The organism is Mesorhizobium sp. W050, assembly GCF_054719535.1.
The window spans coordinates 4,447,243-4,463,305 of sequence record NZ_JBTTIH010000001.1; the positions used below are offsets into that span (position 1 = coordinate 4,447,243).

Here is a 16,063-nt window from a genome sequence, read left to right on the forward strand (position 1 = left end):
TACCAATTTCGCTTGAGAAGCGTCATTTCTTGTTACGCGAGAGCTTGCCGAGGAGGCCGCCAAGGCCTGCCTTCTTCCTGGCCTTGATTTCGCTGCGACCGGTCAGCACGTGCGCGATTTCGTTGATCATGCCGACGACCGGGCTCTTGGGATCCATCTCGCCCAGCATGCGGCCGTTGTTCGCGGCATTTCCAAACAACAACGGGTCGAAGGCGATGACCGACATCGGCGTGAGGCTGAGCGGCTCGGCGAAGTCGGAAGCGGAAATCTCGGGCCGTTTCGGCACGCCGGCCTGATTGATGATCAGTTTCGGCGGCGGATCGTTCGGGCGAAGCCGCGTCAGCATATCGACCAGATTCTTGGTGTTGCGCAGATTGGCCAATTCCGGCGTCGCAGTGATGACGATCTCGTCGGCCTTGATCAGTGTGTTCTTGGTCCAGCCCGTCCAGATATGGGGGACGTCGAGCACCAGCAGCGGCACGCTGCGCTGGGCGGTATCGATGAGTTGCGTGAAGGCATCGGGATCGAAATCATAGACACGTTCGAGGGTGGAGGGCGCGGCGAGCAGCGATAGGTGTTCGGCGCACTGGGCAAGCAGACGGTCGAGATAAACCTCGTCGACGCGTTCGGGCGAAAACACGGCCTCGGCGATGCCTTGCGCAGGGTCCTGGTCGAAGTTTATGTTGGCCGTCCCGAAAGCCAGGTCGAGATCGGCGACGACCACTTCCGACTTGAACAGCGATGACATCGCCCACGCCACATTGTGGGCGATGGTCGAGGAGCCGACGCCACCCTTGGCGCCGACGAAGGCGATCGAGCGGCCGATCGGCTCGGCTTCCGGATCGACGAAGATCGACGAAACCACCGAGACAATATCGGCCATCGACACGGGCGCGATGACGTATTCGGAAATACCGAAGCGGATGAGTTCGCGGTAAAGACCGACATCGTTGTAGTGGCCGATCACCACGACTTTAGAGGAGGGATCGCAATATTCTGAAAGCTGGGCAAGCTGCTCCAGCAACTGCTTCGGTTCGCTGCGCGACTCCAGAAGGATGAGGTTCGGCGTAGGCGCGGATTGGTAGAATTCGATCGCCGTGGCGATGCCGCCCATATGCACTTTCAGATGCGCCTTGGCCATGCGGCGATCCTCGCCGGCCCGCTCCACCGGATGCGCGACACCTTCCGTCTCGCAAAATGCCTGGATGGAAATACGCGGAACCGGCCGCAGCGCCTGCATCGCGGCAATATCCAATTGCGAGCTGTCGCCGCCGTCTACGGGCGTATCGTAGGCAAGATTGCTCATTGTCATGCTCTTTTCCGTGACTTCTCTTTCGGTCTCTACGCGGGACCGGCGCTCCTAGTACGTCACTTCCGAATTGCCGAGGAACTCGTCCGAAATACCTCTGCCGCGGTAGACGTCGATCACCGCGCCGCGGTTCTCGGCGTCGATGTCGGACGACTTTCTTGGCCCGAGCAGATCGGTCGGATTGGCGAGTTGCGCGGCGAGGTTGTTTTGAGACGAGCAGCCGTAATCGGCGTAGTGCTTGTTTTCGGAGGTTTCGAGGATGTCTTCGGGCCAGCGCCCGCATTTGTCGGTCTGGGCTCTCACCGAAATATAGGAAACGCGGATAGGCGCCGACGCTTCCGGGGAAACCGACTGGTAGGAGGTCACCACGATCCGGTTTAGCTTGATGCCGCTGGCAACCGCCAGCCTTGCGAAATCGCGCGCCGCGGCAGTCGCCGCGACCTCATTAGCCGAGCCGATCGGGGTTGCGATCGTCAGCGCCGGGGCAGCGCTCTTGTCGTAACCGTCGAGGAAGCCCAGAAGCGTGTCGCGCTGCGAGCCGGTCATGCCGCGATCGCCGGCGCCGACCGGGAGGTCGAGCTTCTGGTTCTTCTCAGCAATTACGATCGGATGCGTGGTGCGATAATCATCGGGAATTGCCCCAACCGTGATGCTGTCGCGCTTAGCGCAACCGGCAAGCGAGGCGGCGATCGCGACCGCCAGGATCGGCATTGCCGATCGGCGGATCCGGCCACGGCCAGACCATGCCGTTGCGGCAATCGCCAGTACCTTTGATGCTGACTGAGACATGTCCGCTTCCCCGCTTACTTGTAGATGAAGCCGACAACGCCGTGGTAGCGGCCGTTGGGCTTGTCGGTCTGCATGGTGCCGTAGACGCGGTTGACGCGGCCAAGGAACATGGCCGGACCATCGCCGGCGGCATTGAAATTGTCGTCCGGCTTAGCCAGGTCGTTGCGCGCCACCGGCCGAGCCAGATAAGGCGTGATGATGATGACCAGTTCAGTTTCATTGCGGACGAAATCGCGGCTGCGGAATAGCGTGCCGAGCACCGGGATCTTGGTCAGGCCGGGCAAGCCCGATACAGCCTGGCGGACGTCGTCGCGAACGAGGCCGGCAATCATCATCGAACCGCCCGACGGCAATTCGACGGTGGTGTCGGCAAGTCTCTTGCGGATCGACAGAAGCGTCAGGCCGGGCAAGCTGCCGCCGCCTTCCAGGGTGGTAGCACCTTCCGAGGTCGGCTCCGAAACCGATGTTCTGACCTTGAGGCTGATCCGACCCGCCGACAGCACAACGGGCTGGAACTCGAGGCCTATGCCGTATTCCAGCTTTTCGTTGGTGTAGGTGACCTGGCCGGTCTGGTTGTCGGTCGAAACGTTGTTCGTACGTGCCGTGATGAGATTGAATTCGCCGCCGACCCTGAACGTTGCCTTCTCGCCCGAAACCGCGGTGAGGGTCGGTTCTGCAAGCGTCTTCATGACGCCGCTTTGCTCCATGGCATTGATGTAGGCTTTGAGGCCACTGCCGCCCAAGTTAAAGCCTGAATTCTGCGAAAGCGGCTTTCCCAAACCGTAGTTGGGCGAACTCAGCGCACCGTAGGCGATGCCGTCCATGCTGCCGCTGCCAACCATGTTGACGCCGAGCTGCTTCATCACCGAGCGGCTGACTTCGGCCACGGTCACCTTCAGCGTCACCTGGTCGTCGCCGATGATCTGTAGCAGGTTGACGATCTTCGAGACCCGGCGTTCGGCATCCGGGTTGTTGATGTCGACGCCGCCATTGGCATTGCCGCCGGCCGCGGTCTGCGAATACTGGCCCGTCGTCGCTTCACCTCCGGACACGAAGATGGTTGCCAGATCAACGGCGCGCTTGGCATCGAGCGGCGTATCCACCGTCCCGGTCAGGACGACGTTGTCGTTCAGCAATTCGACCTTGATCTCGGCATTCGGAAGGAAGCGCTTGAGGTAGTCTTCCAATCCGGCGACGTCGCGTTCGACGGCCAGATCCAGGCTGGCAATCTGCTCGCCATTGGGACCGAAGACGAAGATGTTGGTTTCGCCCACCGACTTGCCGAACAGATAGATGCGCCTTGCGGTGCGGGTCACCGCATCGGCGACCGCGGGATTGGCGACAAGGATGTCGTAGGCGTCGCTCGGCAGATCGATGACGACCGATTTGTTGAGGCCGAGCTTGACACGTTGCGTGGCGGTCGAGGCCGTGACCCCGACGCTCTTTCCGGCGGCCTTGGCGTCGCCGAGGCCACTTGCATGGGCTCCGAGGAAAAGCAGGCCGACGGCTGCAGCCATGGTGACCGGCAGTTTAGCGACTAACCTCATTTCCTTGCCCCTACTTCGGAAACTTCGCCCGATTTGATCAACCGCACCGTTCCGCGCCGCCCACTGCCGGAAACGAGGTAGTCGGCTTCATCGGTACCCTTTTCCTTGTTGTCGGTGATCGAGCGCAGCGCCAGCGTCAGGCGATCGGCCATCTGCTGGGCGACGGTTATGATCTCGGCCTGCTGCGGCGTCAGCTCCAGCGTCGCCGTCTGTCCGACCCTGGTCTTCTTGCCTTCCTCGTCCTCCTGGATGGTCTGATCGATCGCCAGGACGCGGATGTTCTTGAGGATGGTCTCGGTGGTGAATCCGCTGCCGCCGTTGCCGGTGTCGGATCTGCGGGTCATGATGACGTCGACAAAATCGTTGGGCAGGATGAACCCGCCTGCCGACGTGTCAGCCGAGATCGCGGTGGCGACGGCACGCATGCCGGTGGGCAGGATCGAAGACATGAAGCTTTGCCCCTCGCCGATCAGCTTGGAGCGCCGCAGCGGCTCACCGGTGTACATCGCCATGCGGGCGACGGAGCCCTTCAGTTTCTCCCGCGCTTCGGGTTCGGCGGCACGGGTGATGAAATTCGCATTGATGCCATCGGACGGCCAGGACTCCCAGCTGAGATTGTTCTCAAGTGGGCTGCCCATCGGCACGTCGCCGGAAAGCACGAGCACATCCTGCAAGGCAATGGCCGGCGCCTGCGGGGCATCGGCGACGACCTGCTGGGGCGGGACCGCCACCATATTCTTGGCGACATAACCTGCACCACCCGCCGCAGCCACCGCCACGCCCAGAATAATCAGTCGGGATGCTGGCATCTGTCCGAACCCTCGCCTTTAGGCAACCACCTAGCCAGGCCGGACTTTGCAGCGGCAATCGTCAAAACAAGGTTAATGCAATGCTTACGATCGTGATTAATTTAAGGTTTACATAAATTGGACGGACCCGTGCTCCGACGACAGAAAGGGCGACCAGCGGCCTCTTTTCAGACCGATGTCGGAGCGGCAAAGGTTGCTTGCTGTTTCAGTTCGCCAGCTTTGCCAGTGCCCAAACCATCAGGGGTGAATCCGGATAGGTCAGCAGCCCGCCAATGCCGAGTGCAATGCCGTAGGGAACGCCAGTCGTGTCGTCGGCGAAATGGCGCAGGAATAGATTGTGGCTGGTGTAAATCGCCAGCGGCGATTTCCGGTAGAGAAGGATGGCGAGCGTCAGCAGTCCGCCGATGAACGTCGATATCACGAGATACTCGACAAGGTGAATGTTGAACCCCATCCAGACGGCGGTGCCGGCGAGCAGCTTGGCGTCGCCGCCACCCATGCCGCCGAGTGCAAACAGACCGAACGTCACGGCCAGCACCAGGCCGCCGGCGGCGAAATGCCAGCCATAGGTTGCCCAGTCCATGGCCGTCAGCGGCGCAACCAGCGCAAACACCGCCAGCAGCAGCACCGGTACGCGGTTGGCGATCGTCATCGACAGCATGTCGGAGATCGCGGCGAAGAGCATGCAAAAAGGAAAGATGACGAAGATCAACGCTTCGAGCATGGGCGCGACACCCTGTTGCCAACTGTATCCAGCCTCAGCCTAGACATATATGATTAACGATCGATGAGACTGGGTTACTCAAAACCACCCGACGCGATGAAATAAGGGCCGCCAGTCAGGCGGCCCCTATCTCTAAGGCAACCAGGGTATTACGAACCACTCACCTTACCGGCGATGGCGATGAACTTGTTGTTCAGGGCGTTGCCGAGCTGACCAGCGCCAAAAATGATGGCAAGTGCGATGAGAGCGGCGATCAGACCGTATTCGATAGCGGTCGCGCCGGATTCGTCCTTCGCGAAACGTGCGATGAGATTAGACATTCGAGAGCTCCTACTCCACGTGTTACAGCACTTCCGTCAACTTCTGTGGTGGTTGATCGGATGCTGCTAATCTACGGAGAAGCTCTTTCAATCGGCTTAATAAACAGCCTTACCGATTCCTTTCCCGCTTCGAACAGCTTGCGTGGTTAACCGTAAACTAAACGCTGGACAGTAGCTCGCCTGCCCGTGAAAAGCTGTAATTTCACGGCTATCGGCAGGACGCATTGTTATATTAGCTGGCAGCAAGATTGGAGCGAATACCCGGCGCCGGTCAAGGGTTTAACCGTTGGTTCACCAATCTCCTTCATGTTCCGTGAACAAGTTTTGCCGCTGTGGAGCGCCTCGATGACCGCCATGAAATCGTCATTCCTGCTTGTCGCGCTTCTCGCCGTCCCGGCTTTCGTGCTGCCGGCCAAGGCCGGAGCCGGCATCGAAGTGACGATGAACCAGGCCAAGATCGTCAAACTGACACGCCCCGCCGACACCATCGTCGTCGGCAATCCGGCGATCGCCGACGCCTCCGTCCAGGATGCATCGACGATCGTACTGACTGGCAAGGGGTTCGGCGTCACCAATCTGGTTGTCCTCGACCACGATGGCAGCCCGATCGTCGACGAGCAGGTGACCGTGGTGCGCCAGGACGCGTCGTCCGTGCGTATCTACAGGCGCGCCTCGGTACAGACCATGTCCTGCACGCCCTATTGCGAAAGCTCGTACAAGAGCGACTCGGAAAAGTCGTCCGAAGCCGAGATGAGCGCTGGGCAGTAAGCGCCTCAGTTGGCTCGATTGTCTCGGGAAAGCCGCGTCGGTTAGCGGCCGGTTAATGTCGCCTGGTCGAATTTAACGGTCATTCAAACCGGAGCTAAATGGGTTCTTGATAGTGGTGCTGACGGTACCGCATCAGGATCGCAGGAACGGGATATGGGCGACGTTTTGGACGAGGATTCAGAACGCGAGATCTGCAAGGCCAAGGCAGGGCGCGTGACGTTTGCCCGTCGTTTCCTTCGTGATCGGCGCGGCAGCACGGCGATAGAATTCGCGATGCTTGCGCTACCGTTTGCGGCTCTCGTCTTCGCCATCCTCGAGAGCTGCGTTTCATTTGCCGGACAGGAGGTGATGGCCAACATCACCGATGATATCGCCCGTCAGTTGCGTACTGGCCAGTTGAGGCAAGCCGATGTGACGGAAGAGAAGCTGAAGGGCTTGGTCTGCGCCAGACTCGAGATCATTGTCGCGAAGGGTTGCCCCGGTTTGCTGGTGGATCTGCGCCCGTTCAAGACCTTTGCCGGGGCAGCCAGTGCGGGTTTCACGATTTCCGGCTCGACCATCACGCTGACGGGCAAGGATCCGGATACAGGCAAGGATCCGGCTTTCGGGACCCCTACAATAGGTCCGGCAGAATCAAAGAACATGCTGCGGGTCTTTTACCCTTGGCCGGTCATGACCGATTTCATGGCTCAATACATGTCGAATATGGATGGCGGCAAGACTCTGCATTACGCGACGACAACGTGGCAAAACGAGCCATTCGACAACTGAAATTGCACGTGTAAGCAAAAGGAAAAGTGCATGTTTCGTGCGGGGGCATATCCGGGGATGTCGGTTAGCTGGAAGAGAGCGGCGCGGTTTTTTTCTGATCGGCGCGGCATAGCGGCCGTCGAGTTTGCCCTCATCGTGCCTGTCTTGCTGATCATGTATTTCATTACGATGGAGGCCTCGCAAGCCATCGAGGCCAGCAAGAAGGTCAGCCGCATCAGCTCCATGGTTGCCGACCTCGTCACGCAGCAAACGTCGGTGGTCAACGCAGATCTCACCGACATCATGAAGATCGGCAACTCCAGCCTTCAGCCTTACAACCGCTCGGTCGCCAATATCTCCATTACGGCAATCGACATCAGAACCGACCCGAACAATCCGATACCGCAAGCAAAGGTGGCGTGGTCCTGGAGCGTGCTGGATGGGAAGACTGGCCGCGACTCCAACCCGACAACTTCCACCACCGTTCCGGCGACGCTCAATGTTGCGGGGACTTTCCTCATTCGTGTCAAAACCACTCTAGCATACCAACCGATCATCTCCTGGTCGGAAGGCTCCGAAAAGCCGCTCGGATTTATCTCGGCCTTCAACGAAGGCAAGATAACGATGAGCGAAACCTACTATCTCAGGCCGCGCCGGACCACGTCGATCCCCTGCAGCGATTGCTGAAGCAGCTCTGGCCCATCCGACCCCGGCTTTATTGCGCGCCGCTGTCGGTGCTGCCCGACACCAGGCGCACGATGGAATCGGCCATCGCATAGTCACTCGCAGCGGCGAGCGTGAACCCTCCCGAATGTTTCGATTCCACGAAATCGTAGACTTCCGGCGACTGCGATCTGAGATTGGTGAGGAAGACGGTCAGTCGGCGTTTGGCTTCGGGGTCGAGATCGCTGCGGACGGCGTGAGGGCCGTATCTGAGCACGCCGGAGGTCCAGATGATCTGGAGCGCGGCTTCTGGAATGCCCGCCGCCTCCAGTCGCGCCGCCGTGCCGTCCGGATCAGCCGGCTGATCGCCAGCAATCGCCGTCCGGTTTTCCGCCGTGGCCCGCTCCCAGCCGAACAAGGCATCGGCCTGGCCATCGACCAGCATCGCTTCTGCGGCGGCAGCCGAGCCGGCATGAGCGAGGAATGGCGCATCCTGGCTGATCTTGATGCCGTCGGCCGCCAGCCCGGCGAGCGGTAGAAGCGAACCGCCGACATTGTCGGAAGGCGCCATGGCGATGCGGTGCGTTTCCAGGGCCGCGAGATCGGAAAGCCTGCCGTCGCGCGTCAAAAGCACGGAGCGGATGCCCGTGGCACCGTCGGCGTCGACCGGCGCCACAAGAGGTTCGACGCAGCCGCAGCGCTCCGAGGCGGTGGCGTAGGCGGTCGCCGAATAGACCGCGTATTGAATCCGGCCATTGGCCTGCGCCTCGATCAGCGCCGCATAGTCATGCGCGACGACGAATTCCACCTTCATGCCGAGCGCCCTGCCGTAGGCGTCAGTCAGCATGGCCAGACCCGGAACCGTGTTGCCGGCGTCCGGCTCGGCAACGATGCCGATGCGAAACGTGCCGATCTGGTCGCGCCAGTCGGCGTGCGCGGCGAGCTGCGAGGCCAGCAGCGCTACAGTGGTCGCCAGTGCACTCCAACCGAGGTCAGCCCGTCTCATCGATCCATGCCCCGCACACCGTTTCCTTGAAGCGCATCGCATGTCTCAAGGATGCGTACAGCGCGCCTGCCCGACCTCGCGACTATTGCGCCAGGCCGCTGCCGCCTGGTTTACGATTTGCCAATGCCGCGACGGGACCTTATGTCTGGTCAACCAGACTGGCAATGACGGCACCGATGTCACGCGCTTTCCTCTTCGTTCTCGATTCTTTCGGCATTGGCGGCGCCGCCGATGCCGAACGCTATGGCGACGCCGGCTCGAACACATTCGGACATATCGCGCTGGCCTGCGCGGAAGCCCGCGCCGATCGCGAGGGCCTGCGCGAGGGACCGCTGAAGGTGCCCACCATGGTTTCGCTCGGTCTCGGCCGCGCAGCAGAAACCGCAACCGGCTTCCAATTCGACAGCAAAGCCGCCGTTTCAGCCTCCGCCTTCCACGGCGCCGCGCAGGAGATTTCGAGCGGCAAGGATACGCCGTCGGGTCACTGGGAAATCGCCGGGCTGCCCGTGCGGTTCGACTGGGGCTATTTCCCCGATAAGGTGCCCGCCTTCCCTGCCGAACTGACCGAAGCGATGATCCGCGAGGGCAAGGTGCCGGGCATTCTCGGCAACTGTCATGCGCCCGGCACGGAGATCATCGAGCGCTTCGGCGAGGAGCATATCCGCACCGGCCAGCCGATCTGCTACACCTCGGTCGATTCCGTCCTGCAGATAGCAGCGCACGAAGTTCATTTCGGCCTGGAGCGGCTCTACGAGTTCTGCAAGACGGTACGCCGGCTGGTCGATCCGCTGAAGATCGGACGGGTGATCGCACGGCCTTTCCTGGGCGAAACATCAGCCACCTTCGAGCGCACCTACAACCGCCATGACTACGCCGTGCCGCCGCCTGAGCCGACGCTGCTCGACCGCTTGACCGGGCGCGGCAGCCGGGTGATCGCGGTCGGCAAGATCGGCGACATCTTCGCCCACCGCGGTATCTCGGAAGTACGCAAGGCGCCCGGCAACATGGCAATGTTCGACAAGGCGCTGGGCGCGATGGACGATGCCGGCGACGGCGACCTGGTGTTCGCCAATTTCGTCGACTTCGACACCGAGTTCGGCCATCGCCGCGACGTCGCCGGCTATGCTGCGGCGCTCGAAGCCTTCGACCGCCGGCTGCCCGAGGCACTGGCAAAGCTGAAGCCGGGCGATCTGCTCATCCTCACCGCCGACCATGGCAACGATCCGACATGGCGTGGCACCGACCACACGCGCGAACGCGTCCCGGTCATCGGCACCGCACCGGGTCTCACGGGCGGCGACATCGGGCTCAGGACCACCTTCGCCGATATCGGCGAGACGGTCGCCGAACACCTCAAGCTGGCGCGCGGCCGCCACGGCGCTTCCTTCCATTCGGCGATAGGCGGCCATGCCTGAACTGCCCGAGGTCGAAACGGTCCGGCGCGGCCTGCAGCCGGTTCTGGAATGCGCGCGGATCGTGCGCGTCGAGGCGCGCCGGCCCGATCTCAGATTTCCGTTTCCGGCGAAATTTGCGCAGCGGCTGACCGGCAAGACGGTCATCGCGCTTGGCCGCCGCGCCAAATATCTCACCATACACCTGGACGGTGGCCCGGTGCTGATCTGCCATCTCGGCATGTCGGGCTCGTTCCGCATCGAGGCCGCTGATGACAAAGAGACGCCCGGCACGTTCCATCAAGAGCGCTCGAAGGATGCCAAGCACGACCATGTGGTGTTCCATGTCGTGTCGCCTGTCGGCGTCCAGTCTCGCGTGGTCTTCAACGACCCGCGTCGCTTCGGCTTCATGCTGTTTGCGGAAGGCCTGGCCGACGCGCATCCGATGCTCGCGGGACTGGGCGTCGAGCCGACCGGCAATGCGCTGGAAGGCGCCCTGCTCGCCTCTCTGCTGAAGGGCCGCAGATCGCCGTTGAAGGCGGCGCTGCTCGACCAGAAGCTGATTGCCGGGCTCGGCAATATCTATGTGTCGGAAGCGCTGTGGCGCGCCGGCCTTTCGCCATTGCGCGAGGCAGGCACCATCGCCGGGACCGGCAAGAAGGCCAAGGAACAGAGCGAACGACTGGCCGAGGCAATCCGTTCGGTGATCGCCGATGCGATCGCCGCCGGCGGGTCTTCGCTGCGCGACTATGTGCACACAGACGGGTCGCCGGGCTATTTCCAGCATTCCTTCGCGGTCTACGATCGCGAAGGCGGGCCCTGTCCGACGCCCGGCTGTCGCGGCCACATCGAGCGCATCGTGCAAAGCGGCCGCTCGACCTTTTATTGCCGGACCTGCCAGCGGTAAGCTAGACGGTCCTTCAGTGCCGCAACCAGGAGGCCAGCCCATGAGCTATGAAACCATCATCGTCGAGACGCGCGGCAAGGTCGGCCTGATCACGCTGAACCGGCCCAAGGCGCTGAACGCGCTGAACGCGCAGGTGCTGGCGGATTTGCTGACGGCGGCAAAGGGGTTCGACGCCGATCCCGGCATCGGCGCCATGGTCATCACCGGTTCCGAGAAGGCTTTTGCGGCGGGCGCCGACATCAAGGAAATGCAGGCCGTCACCTACGCGGAGGCCTATGTGCAGGATTTCTTCGTCGGCTGGGAAGAGTTTACCCGTGCGCGCAAGCCGATGATCGCGGCGGTCGCCGGCTATGCACTGGGCGGCGGCTGCGAACTGGCGATGATGTGCGATTTCATCATTGCCGCCGACACGGCGAAATTCGGCCAGCCCGAAATCACGCTCGGCGTCATTCCCGGCATGGGCGGGTCGCAACGGCTGACCCGCTTTGTCGGCAAGTCGAAGGCCATGGACATGTGCCTGACCGGTCGGATGATGGATGCCGCCGAAGCCGAGCGCAGCGGCCTGGCCTCCCGCGTCGTGCCGGCCGGCGAGTTGATCGAGGAGGCGATGAAGGCCGCGGCCAGGATATCAGAGTTTTCACTGCCATCGGTGATGATGGCCAAGGAGGCAGTCAACCGCGCCTACGAGACGACGCTGGCGGAGGGACTGCGCTTCGAACGCCGGCTGTTCCACTCGCTGTTTGCGCTCGACGACCAGAAGGAAGGGATGGCAGCCTTTGCCGAGAAGCGGAAGCCGAATTTCACCAATCGCTAGAGTGGCGGCGGCGCGGACCAAAAAGAAGCCAAAGCGGCGTTGACGCGCCGGAAAAGCTGAACTATAAGCCGCTCCAACCGAGGCGGCCGTTGGCTGCCCGTTTATTTTTTGCGCCCTGCGGCATCCCGCATGCGCCCACCAGATCAGAAGAGAGGCATCATGGCCAATACCTCCTCGGCCAAAAAGGCAACGCGCAAGATCGCCCGCCGCGCAGCGATCAACAAGAACCGCCGCTCGCGCGTGCGTACATATGTCCGCCAGGTCGAAGAGGCACTGGCTGCCGGCGACAAGGCAGCCGCGCTGGAAGCCTTCAAGACCGCAGAGCCGGAATTGATGCGCGCCGCGACCAAGGGCGTGATCCATAAGAATACGGCATCGCGCAAGGTGTCGCGTCTGGCTCACCGCCTCAAGGTGCTGTCGGCCTGATCGACCGTTCCTGAACTGTCGTTCTTTCAAACCCGGCCAATCGCGCCGGGTTTTTTCGTTTGCCGGCAAGCACTTAAAAAGAACGGCCGCAAAGCACGCCCGAGCCGCATTCCAGAGTCCGGAATGCTTTGCCGGCACATACACTCCCACTGATATTCCAATCCGCCGAAACGGCCCACGCCAATAAATTTGGCTGTCACAAATTGCTGATATTTTTCAGCGACTTGCTGGAAGTGATCCACAGCTTGTTCACATCGCCTGTGGGCGACAGGCAGCAAGTTGGTGTCAAGCGAATTATTTCAGAAAATTTCAAACCGCACAGCCATTTTCATATTCGCGGCAAAAGGGTTTGAATCCCAATGGCTTTGTCAAAATATGCGCTTCCAGCACGGAGCCCGAACCGTTGTTCACTAACCAGATTCCTTAAAAATCCGTTAGAGGTGGCCTTGCCCTATCCACAGCGATTTCGGTAATGTCGATCTATCGAAAGGGACGGGCCATTAGCCCTTAACCCAGCCTGAATCGGCCAGCTAACAGTGGCAGAATTCATGACGTGGATCAATTCCGCGAACGGGTATGGCTTGCCTTTTCGATACGATAGGGGACTGGCGTAATTGTACATGGCAGCTTGATGGCGCACCGGCGTTTTCGCCGGGCAGCACCGCTTTGCCCGAACATGTCAGACGGACTGGCTTTAAGCAGCCGGGACCGATCCCTTTTTGACGAGGCAACGTCATCCGCCGGCGGCGGCGGTGGTGTTGTAGCGAAGATACGGTCGCCGGAAACATGGGTGCAGGAGGCGCACTCCCGGCGGGAAAAAGGTACAAAGGAAAAAGGGACGCACAATCATGCAGAGCGGCATCGAGCGGGAGCTTACGGGCGACCTGCCATTTCCCGGAACATTGGTCGGAGCGCACGATATGGTGGCTTCCAGCGACGCGGAACAGAAGTTCGACCGGGTCAAGGCCCAGTTGAAGGCGCGCCTGGGAACCGAGGTCTATTCGAGCTGGTTCGGCCGTATGAAGGTGGCTGAGGCTTCCCGGGGCATTGTACGCATCTCGGTGCCCACGGCCTTCCTGCGCTCGTGGATCAATGGCCATTATCTCGATCTCATCGCCGATCTGTGGAAGCACGAGGATCCCGAAATCCTCAAGATCGAGATGGTCGTGCGCACCGCGACCCGTCCTGCCCGCAATGGCGTCGAACCCGAGGCCGTGCCGGCGCGCAAGATGACCAAGCATACGCAGACCGCATTGGCGGCCGGCACGGTCGGCCCCGGCAGGGTGGAGCGGGCGCCCGCCCCTCGTCCCGGCACGCCGATCGAGAGCGAATTCCGGCACAATGTGCTGGGGTCGCCGCTCGACCCGCGCTACACGTTCGGCTCCTTCATCGAAGGCCCGTCGAACCGGGTGGCTTTCGCCGCAGCCAAAGCCGTGGCGGAATCGCAGTCGAGCGCGGTGCGCTTCAACCCGCTGTTCCTTCATGCAACCGTCGGGCTCGGCAAGACGCACCTTTTGCAGGCGATTGCGGCCGAATCCCTGAAACAGAACCCGAAATCGCGCGTCGTCTATCTGACGGCCGAATATTTCATGTGGCGCTTCGCCACCGCGATCCGCGACAACAATGCGCTGACGCTGAAGGAACAGCTGCGCGACATCGACCTCTTGATCATCGACGACATGCAGTTCCTGCAGGGCAAGTCGATCCAGCACGAATTCTGCCATCTCATCAACATGCTGCTCGACAGCGCCAAGCAAGTGGTGGTTGCCGCTGACAGGCCGCCGTCGGAACTGGAATCGCTGGAACCGCGGGTGCGCTCGCGCCTCAATGGCGGTGTCGCGCTGGAAATGTCGGCGCCGGACTTCGCCATGCGCATAGGGATGCTCAAACTTCGGCTTGCCACCGCCAAGGTTGACGATGCATCGCTCAATATTTCGGAGGAGATCCTCAACCATGTCGCCCGCACGGTGACCGGCAGCGGTCGTGAGCTGGAGGGCGCGTTCAACCAACTGCTGTTTCGTCAGTCGTTCGAGCCGGCGATCACCATCGACCGCATCGACGAGATCCTGGGGCACATCTATCGCTCTGGCGAGCCGAAGCGGGTGCGCATCGAGGACATCCAGCGCATCGTGGCGCGCCACTACAATGTGTCGAAGACCGAGTTGCTGTCCAACCGGCGCACGCGCACCATCGTGAAGCCCAGGCAGGTCGCCATGTACCTGTCGAAGGTATTGACGCCGCGCTCGCTGCCGGAGATCGGCCGGCGGTTCGGCGGGCGCGACCACACCACGGTGCTGCATGCGGTGCGCAAGATCGAGGACCTTTCCGGCGTCGACAACACGCTGGCGCAGGAACTGGAACTGTTGCGCAGGCTGATCAACGACCAAGCCTGATCGGCGCGGCAAACGGAGCGCGCCGGGTTAGAGTATTCGGTCGTCGCGCTTTAAATTTTCTTGTTTTGATGCATGTCTTTGTCCCAAAACCGCTGCGCAGTTTTCGGCGACATGCATCGGTTGCCGGCCAACGTCCGCTTTATCCCCAGAAAGCCCGCTTGACCGGCGCGAACCGGTGGCCCGGACTTGCGTTTGCTGGCTTTTTCCTGTCAGTTTGCATAGATTCTGAGCCTGTTCAGACCTTTCGCGGGGCGCCGCCCACTGGTGACCCGTCCATTCATTCAAGCGAGCCTGTTTCGTCATGCGTGTTATCCTGGAACGGTCCAATCTCCTGAAGTCGCTCAACCACGTTCATCGCGTGGTCGAGCGGCGCAATACCATACCGATCCTGTCGAACGTGCTGCTCAGCGCCGAGGGCGCCAGCCTTGAAATGAAAGCCACCGACCTCGACCTCGAAGTGACCGAAGCGACGCCGGCAAAGGTCGAGCGCGGCGGGGCGACGACGGTTCCGGCGCACCTGCTCTACGACATCGTGCGCAAGCTGGCCGACGGCGCCGAAGTGATGCTGAAGACCGACGAGGACGGCAACGCCATGACGGTAACGTCGGGCCGCTCGAGCTTTCGCCTGCAATGCCTGCCGCAGTCCGATTTCCCGGAGCTTTCGGCGGGATCCTTCTCACACATCTTCCGGCTCGATTCCGTCGCCCTGAGAGGCCTTATCGAAAAGACCCAGTTCGCCATATCCACCGAAGAGACGCGCTACTATCTCAACGGCATCTACCTGCACACGCATGAAACTGGCGGCAAGCTGAAGCTGCGTTCGGTGGCGACCGACGGCCACCGCCTGGCGCGCGCCGAGATCGACGCTCCGGCCGGGTCCGAAGGCATGCCGGGCATCATCATTCCGCGCAAGACGGTCAGCGAGTTGCAGAAGCTGGTCGACGATCCCGATGTCGCGGTGACCACCGAATTGTCCGACACCAAGATCCGCTTCACCATCGGCAGCGTGGTTCTGACCTCGAAGCTGATCGACGGCACTTTCCCGGACTACCAGCGCGTCATTCCGACCGGCAACGACAAGAAGCTGATCATCGACCGCCAGAGCTTCGCCGCCGCCGTCGATCGCGTCTCGACCATTTCCTCCGAGCGCGGCCGCGCGGTGAAGCTTTCGATCACCGAAGGCCAGGTGACGCTTGCCGTCAACAATCCGGATTCGGGCAGCGCCACCGAGGAACTGGCGGCCGACTATTCGTCCGACCCGATCGAGATTGGCTTCAACGCCAAATATCTGCTCGACGTCGCTGCTCAACTCACCGGCACGGAAGCCAAGTTCATGCTGGCCGATGCCGGCTCGCCGACGCTGATCCACGACATGGCCGATGAGACCGCGCTCTACGTGCTGATGCCGATGCGGGTGTAGCCGCACTGCGGCACACTGCAGCATAGT

17 protein-coding genes are annotated in these 16,063 nt (G+C 61.5%); 9 read left to right on the forward strand and 8 right to left on the reverse strand.

Translation table 11 applies throughout. The features are described from left to right. Window positions 1-22: 22 nt before the first annotated feature. The 6 genes from ACYG9Y_RS21460 to ACYG9Y_RS21485 all read right to left on the reverse strand — a co-directional run bounded on the left by ACYG9Y_RS21460 (window position 23) and on the right by ACYG9Y_RS21485 (window position 5,498). Window positions 23-1,306, reverse strand: coding sequence for an AAA family ATPase (locus tag ACYG9Y_RS21460; protein ID WP_023681982.1), 1,284 nt, complete (start codon window positions 1,304-1,306; stop codon window positions 23-25). 54 nt (window positions 1,307-1,360) lie between these two features. After that, the gene (locus ACYG9Y_RS21465; protein WP_023681983.1) at window positions 1,361-2,098 is read right to left on the reverse strand and encodes a CpaD family pilus assembly protein; all 738 of its coding nucleotides are present in this window, start codon (window positions 2,096-2,098) and stop codon (window positions 1,361-1,363) included. Window positions 2,099-2,112: 14 nt separating this feature from the next. After that, the gene (locus ACYG9Y_RS21470) at window positions 2,113-3,645 is read right to left on the reverse strand and encodes a type II and III secretion system protein family protein (RefSeq protein ID WP_023681984.1); all 1,533 of its coding nucleotides are present in this window, start codon (window positions 3,643-3,645) and stop codon (window positions 2,113-2,115) included. Beyond that, on the reverse strand, window positions 3,642-4,454 hold the full coding sequence (gene cpaB / locus ACYG9Y_RS21475; RefSeq protein ID WP_023681985.1) for a Flp pilus assembly protein CpaB: 813 nt from the start codon (window positions 4,452-4,454) through the stop codon (window positions 3,642-3,644). The genes ACYG9Y_RS21470 and cpaB overlap by 4 nt, the downstream gene beginning before the upstream one ends. 205 nt (window positions 4,455-4,659) lie before the next feature. Next, complete coding sequence (locus ACYG9Y_RS21480; RefSeq protein ID WP_023703464.1) at window positions 4,660-5,178, reverse strand: A24 family peptidase; 519 nt, start codon at window positions 5,176-5,178, stop codon at window positions 4,660-4,662. 149 nt (window positions 5,179-5,327) lie between these two features. Further along, window positions 5,328-5,498: a Flp family type IVb pilin gene (locus tag ACYG9Y_RS21485; RefSeq protein WP_023681987.1), complete on the reverse strand. Its 171-nt coding sequence runs from the start codon at window positions 5,496-5,498 to the stop codon at window positions 5,328-5,330. A 345-nt stretch (window positions 5,499-5,843) separates the two neighbouring features. Here ACYG9Y_RS21485 and ACYG9Y_RS21490 point away from each other — a divergent pair, with 345 nt between their 5' ends. The 3 genes from ACYG9Y_RS21490 (at window position 5,844) to ACYG9Y_RS21500 (ending at window position 7,703) form a co-directional block, all read left to right on the forward strand. Beyond that, on the forward strand, window positions 5,844-6,266 hold the full coding sequence (locus tag ACYG9Y_RS21490; protein ID WP_023681988.1) for a pilus assembly protein N-terminal domain-containing protein: 423 nt from the start codon (window positions 5,844-5,846) through the stop codon (window positions 6,264-6,266). Between the two features lie 153 nt (window positions 6,267-6,419). Next, window positions 6,420-7,037 carry a TadE/TadG family type IV pilus assembly protein gene (locus tag ACYG9Y_RS21495; RefSeq protein WP_050587055.1) on the forward strand — a complete coding sequence of 206 codons (618 nt, stop codon included), beginning with the start codon at window positions 6,420-6,422 and terminating at the stop codon, window positions 7,035-7,037. A 30-nt stretch (window positions 7,038-7,067) separates the two neighbouring features. Continuing rightward, window positions 7,068-7,703 carry a TadE/TadG family type IV pilus assembly protein gene (locus ACYG9Y_RS21500; protein ID WP_023738190.1) on the forward strand — a complete coding sequence of 212 codons (636 nt, stop codon included), beginning with the start codon at window positions 7,068-7,070 and terminating at the stop codon, window positions 7,701-7,703. Between the two features lie 28 nt (window positions 7,704-7,731). On the opposite strand, the gene ACYG9Y_RS21505 is transcribed toward ACYG9Y_RS21500, so the two are convergent. Continuing rightward, window positions 7,732-8,685, reverse strand: coding sequence for a PhnD/SsuA/transferrin family substrate-binding protein (locus ACYG9Y_RS21505; RefSeq protein ID WP_023736143.1), 954 nt, complete (start codon window positions 8,683-8,685; stop codon window positions 7,732-7,734). Between the two features lie 176 nt (window positions 8,686-8,861). On the opposite strand from ACYG9Y_RS21505, the gene ACYG9Y_RS21510 reads away from it, so the two are divergent. The 4 genes from ACYG9Y_RS21510 to rpsT all read left to right on the forward strand — a co-directional run bounded on the left by ACYG9Y_RS21510 (window position 8,862) and on the right by rpsT (window position 12,223). Further along, entirely contained in the window at window positions 8,862-10,100 is a 1,239-nt protein-coding gene (locus ACYG9Y_RS21510; RefSeq protein ID WP_023711431.1) for a phosphopentomutase, read from the forward strand. Continuing rightward, window positions 10,093-10,983, forward strand: coding sequence for a bifunctional DNA-formamidopyrimidine glycosylase/DNA-(apurinic or apyrimidinic site) lyase (gene mutM / locus ACYG9Y_RS21515; protein ID WP_023738189.1), 891 nt, complete (start codon window positions 10,093-10,095; stop codon window positions 10,981-10,983). Before ACYG9Y_RS21510 ends, mutM begins: the two co-directional genes overlap by 8 nt. A gap of 40 nt (window positions 10,984-11,023) precedes the next feature. Continuing rightward, complete coding sequence (locus tag ACYG9Y_RS21520; protein ID WP_023681994.1) at window positions 11,024-11,797, forward strand: enoyl-CoA hydratase; 774 nt, start codon at window positions 11,024-11,026, stop codon at window positions 11,795-11,797. Between the two features lie 159 nt (window positions 11,798-11,956). Continuing rightward, window positions 11,957-12,223, forward strand: a complete 267-nt coding sequence (gene rpsT / locus ACYG9Y_RS21525) for a 30S ribosomal protein S20 (RefSeq protein ID WP_023681995.1) — start codon at window positions 11,957-11,959, stop codon at window positions 12,221-12,223. 26 nt (window positions 12,224-12,249) lie between these two features. On the opposite strand, the gene ACYG9Y_RS21530 is transcribed toward rpsT, so the two are convergent. Then, the gene (locus tag ACYG9Y_RS21530; protein ID WP_155927304.1) at window positions 12,250-12,501 is read right to left on the reverse strand and encodes a hypothetical protein; all 252 of its coding nucleotides are present in this window, start codon (window positions 12,499-12,501) and stop codon (window positions 12,250-12,252) included. Window positions 12,502-13,071: 570 nt separating this feature from the next. On the opposite strand from ACYG9Y_RS21530, the gene dnaA reads away from it, so the two are divergent. Together dnaA and dnaN are read left to right on the forward strand one after the other, a co-directional pair. After that, window positions 13,072-14,616: a chromosomal replication initiator protein DnaA gene (gene dnaA, locus ACYG9Y_RS21535; RefSeq protein WP_031208576.1), complete on the forward strand. Its 1,545-nt coding sequence runs from the start codon at window positions 13,072-13,074 to the stop codon at window positions 14,614-14,616. 301 nt (window positions 14,617-14,917) lie between these two features. Next, a complete protein-coding gene (gene dnaN, locus ACYG9Y_RS21540; RefSeq protein WP_023669575.1) occupies window positions 14,918-16,036 on the forward strand; it encodes a DNA polymerase III subunit beta in 1,119 nt (372 codons plus the stop codon). The last annotated feature ends 27 nt before the right edge of the window (window positions 16,037-16,063 follow it).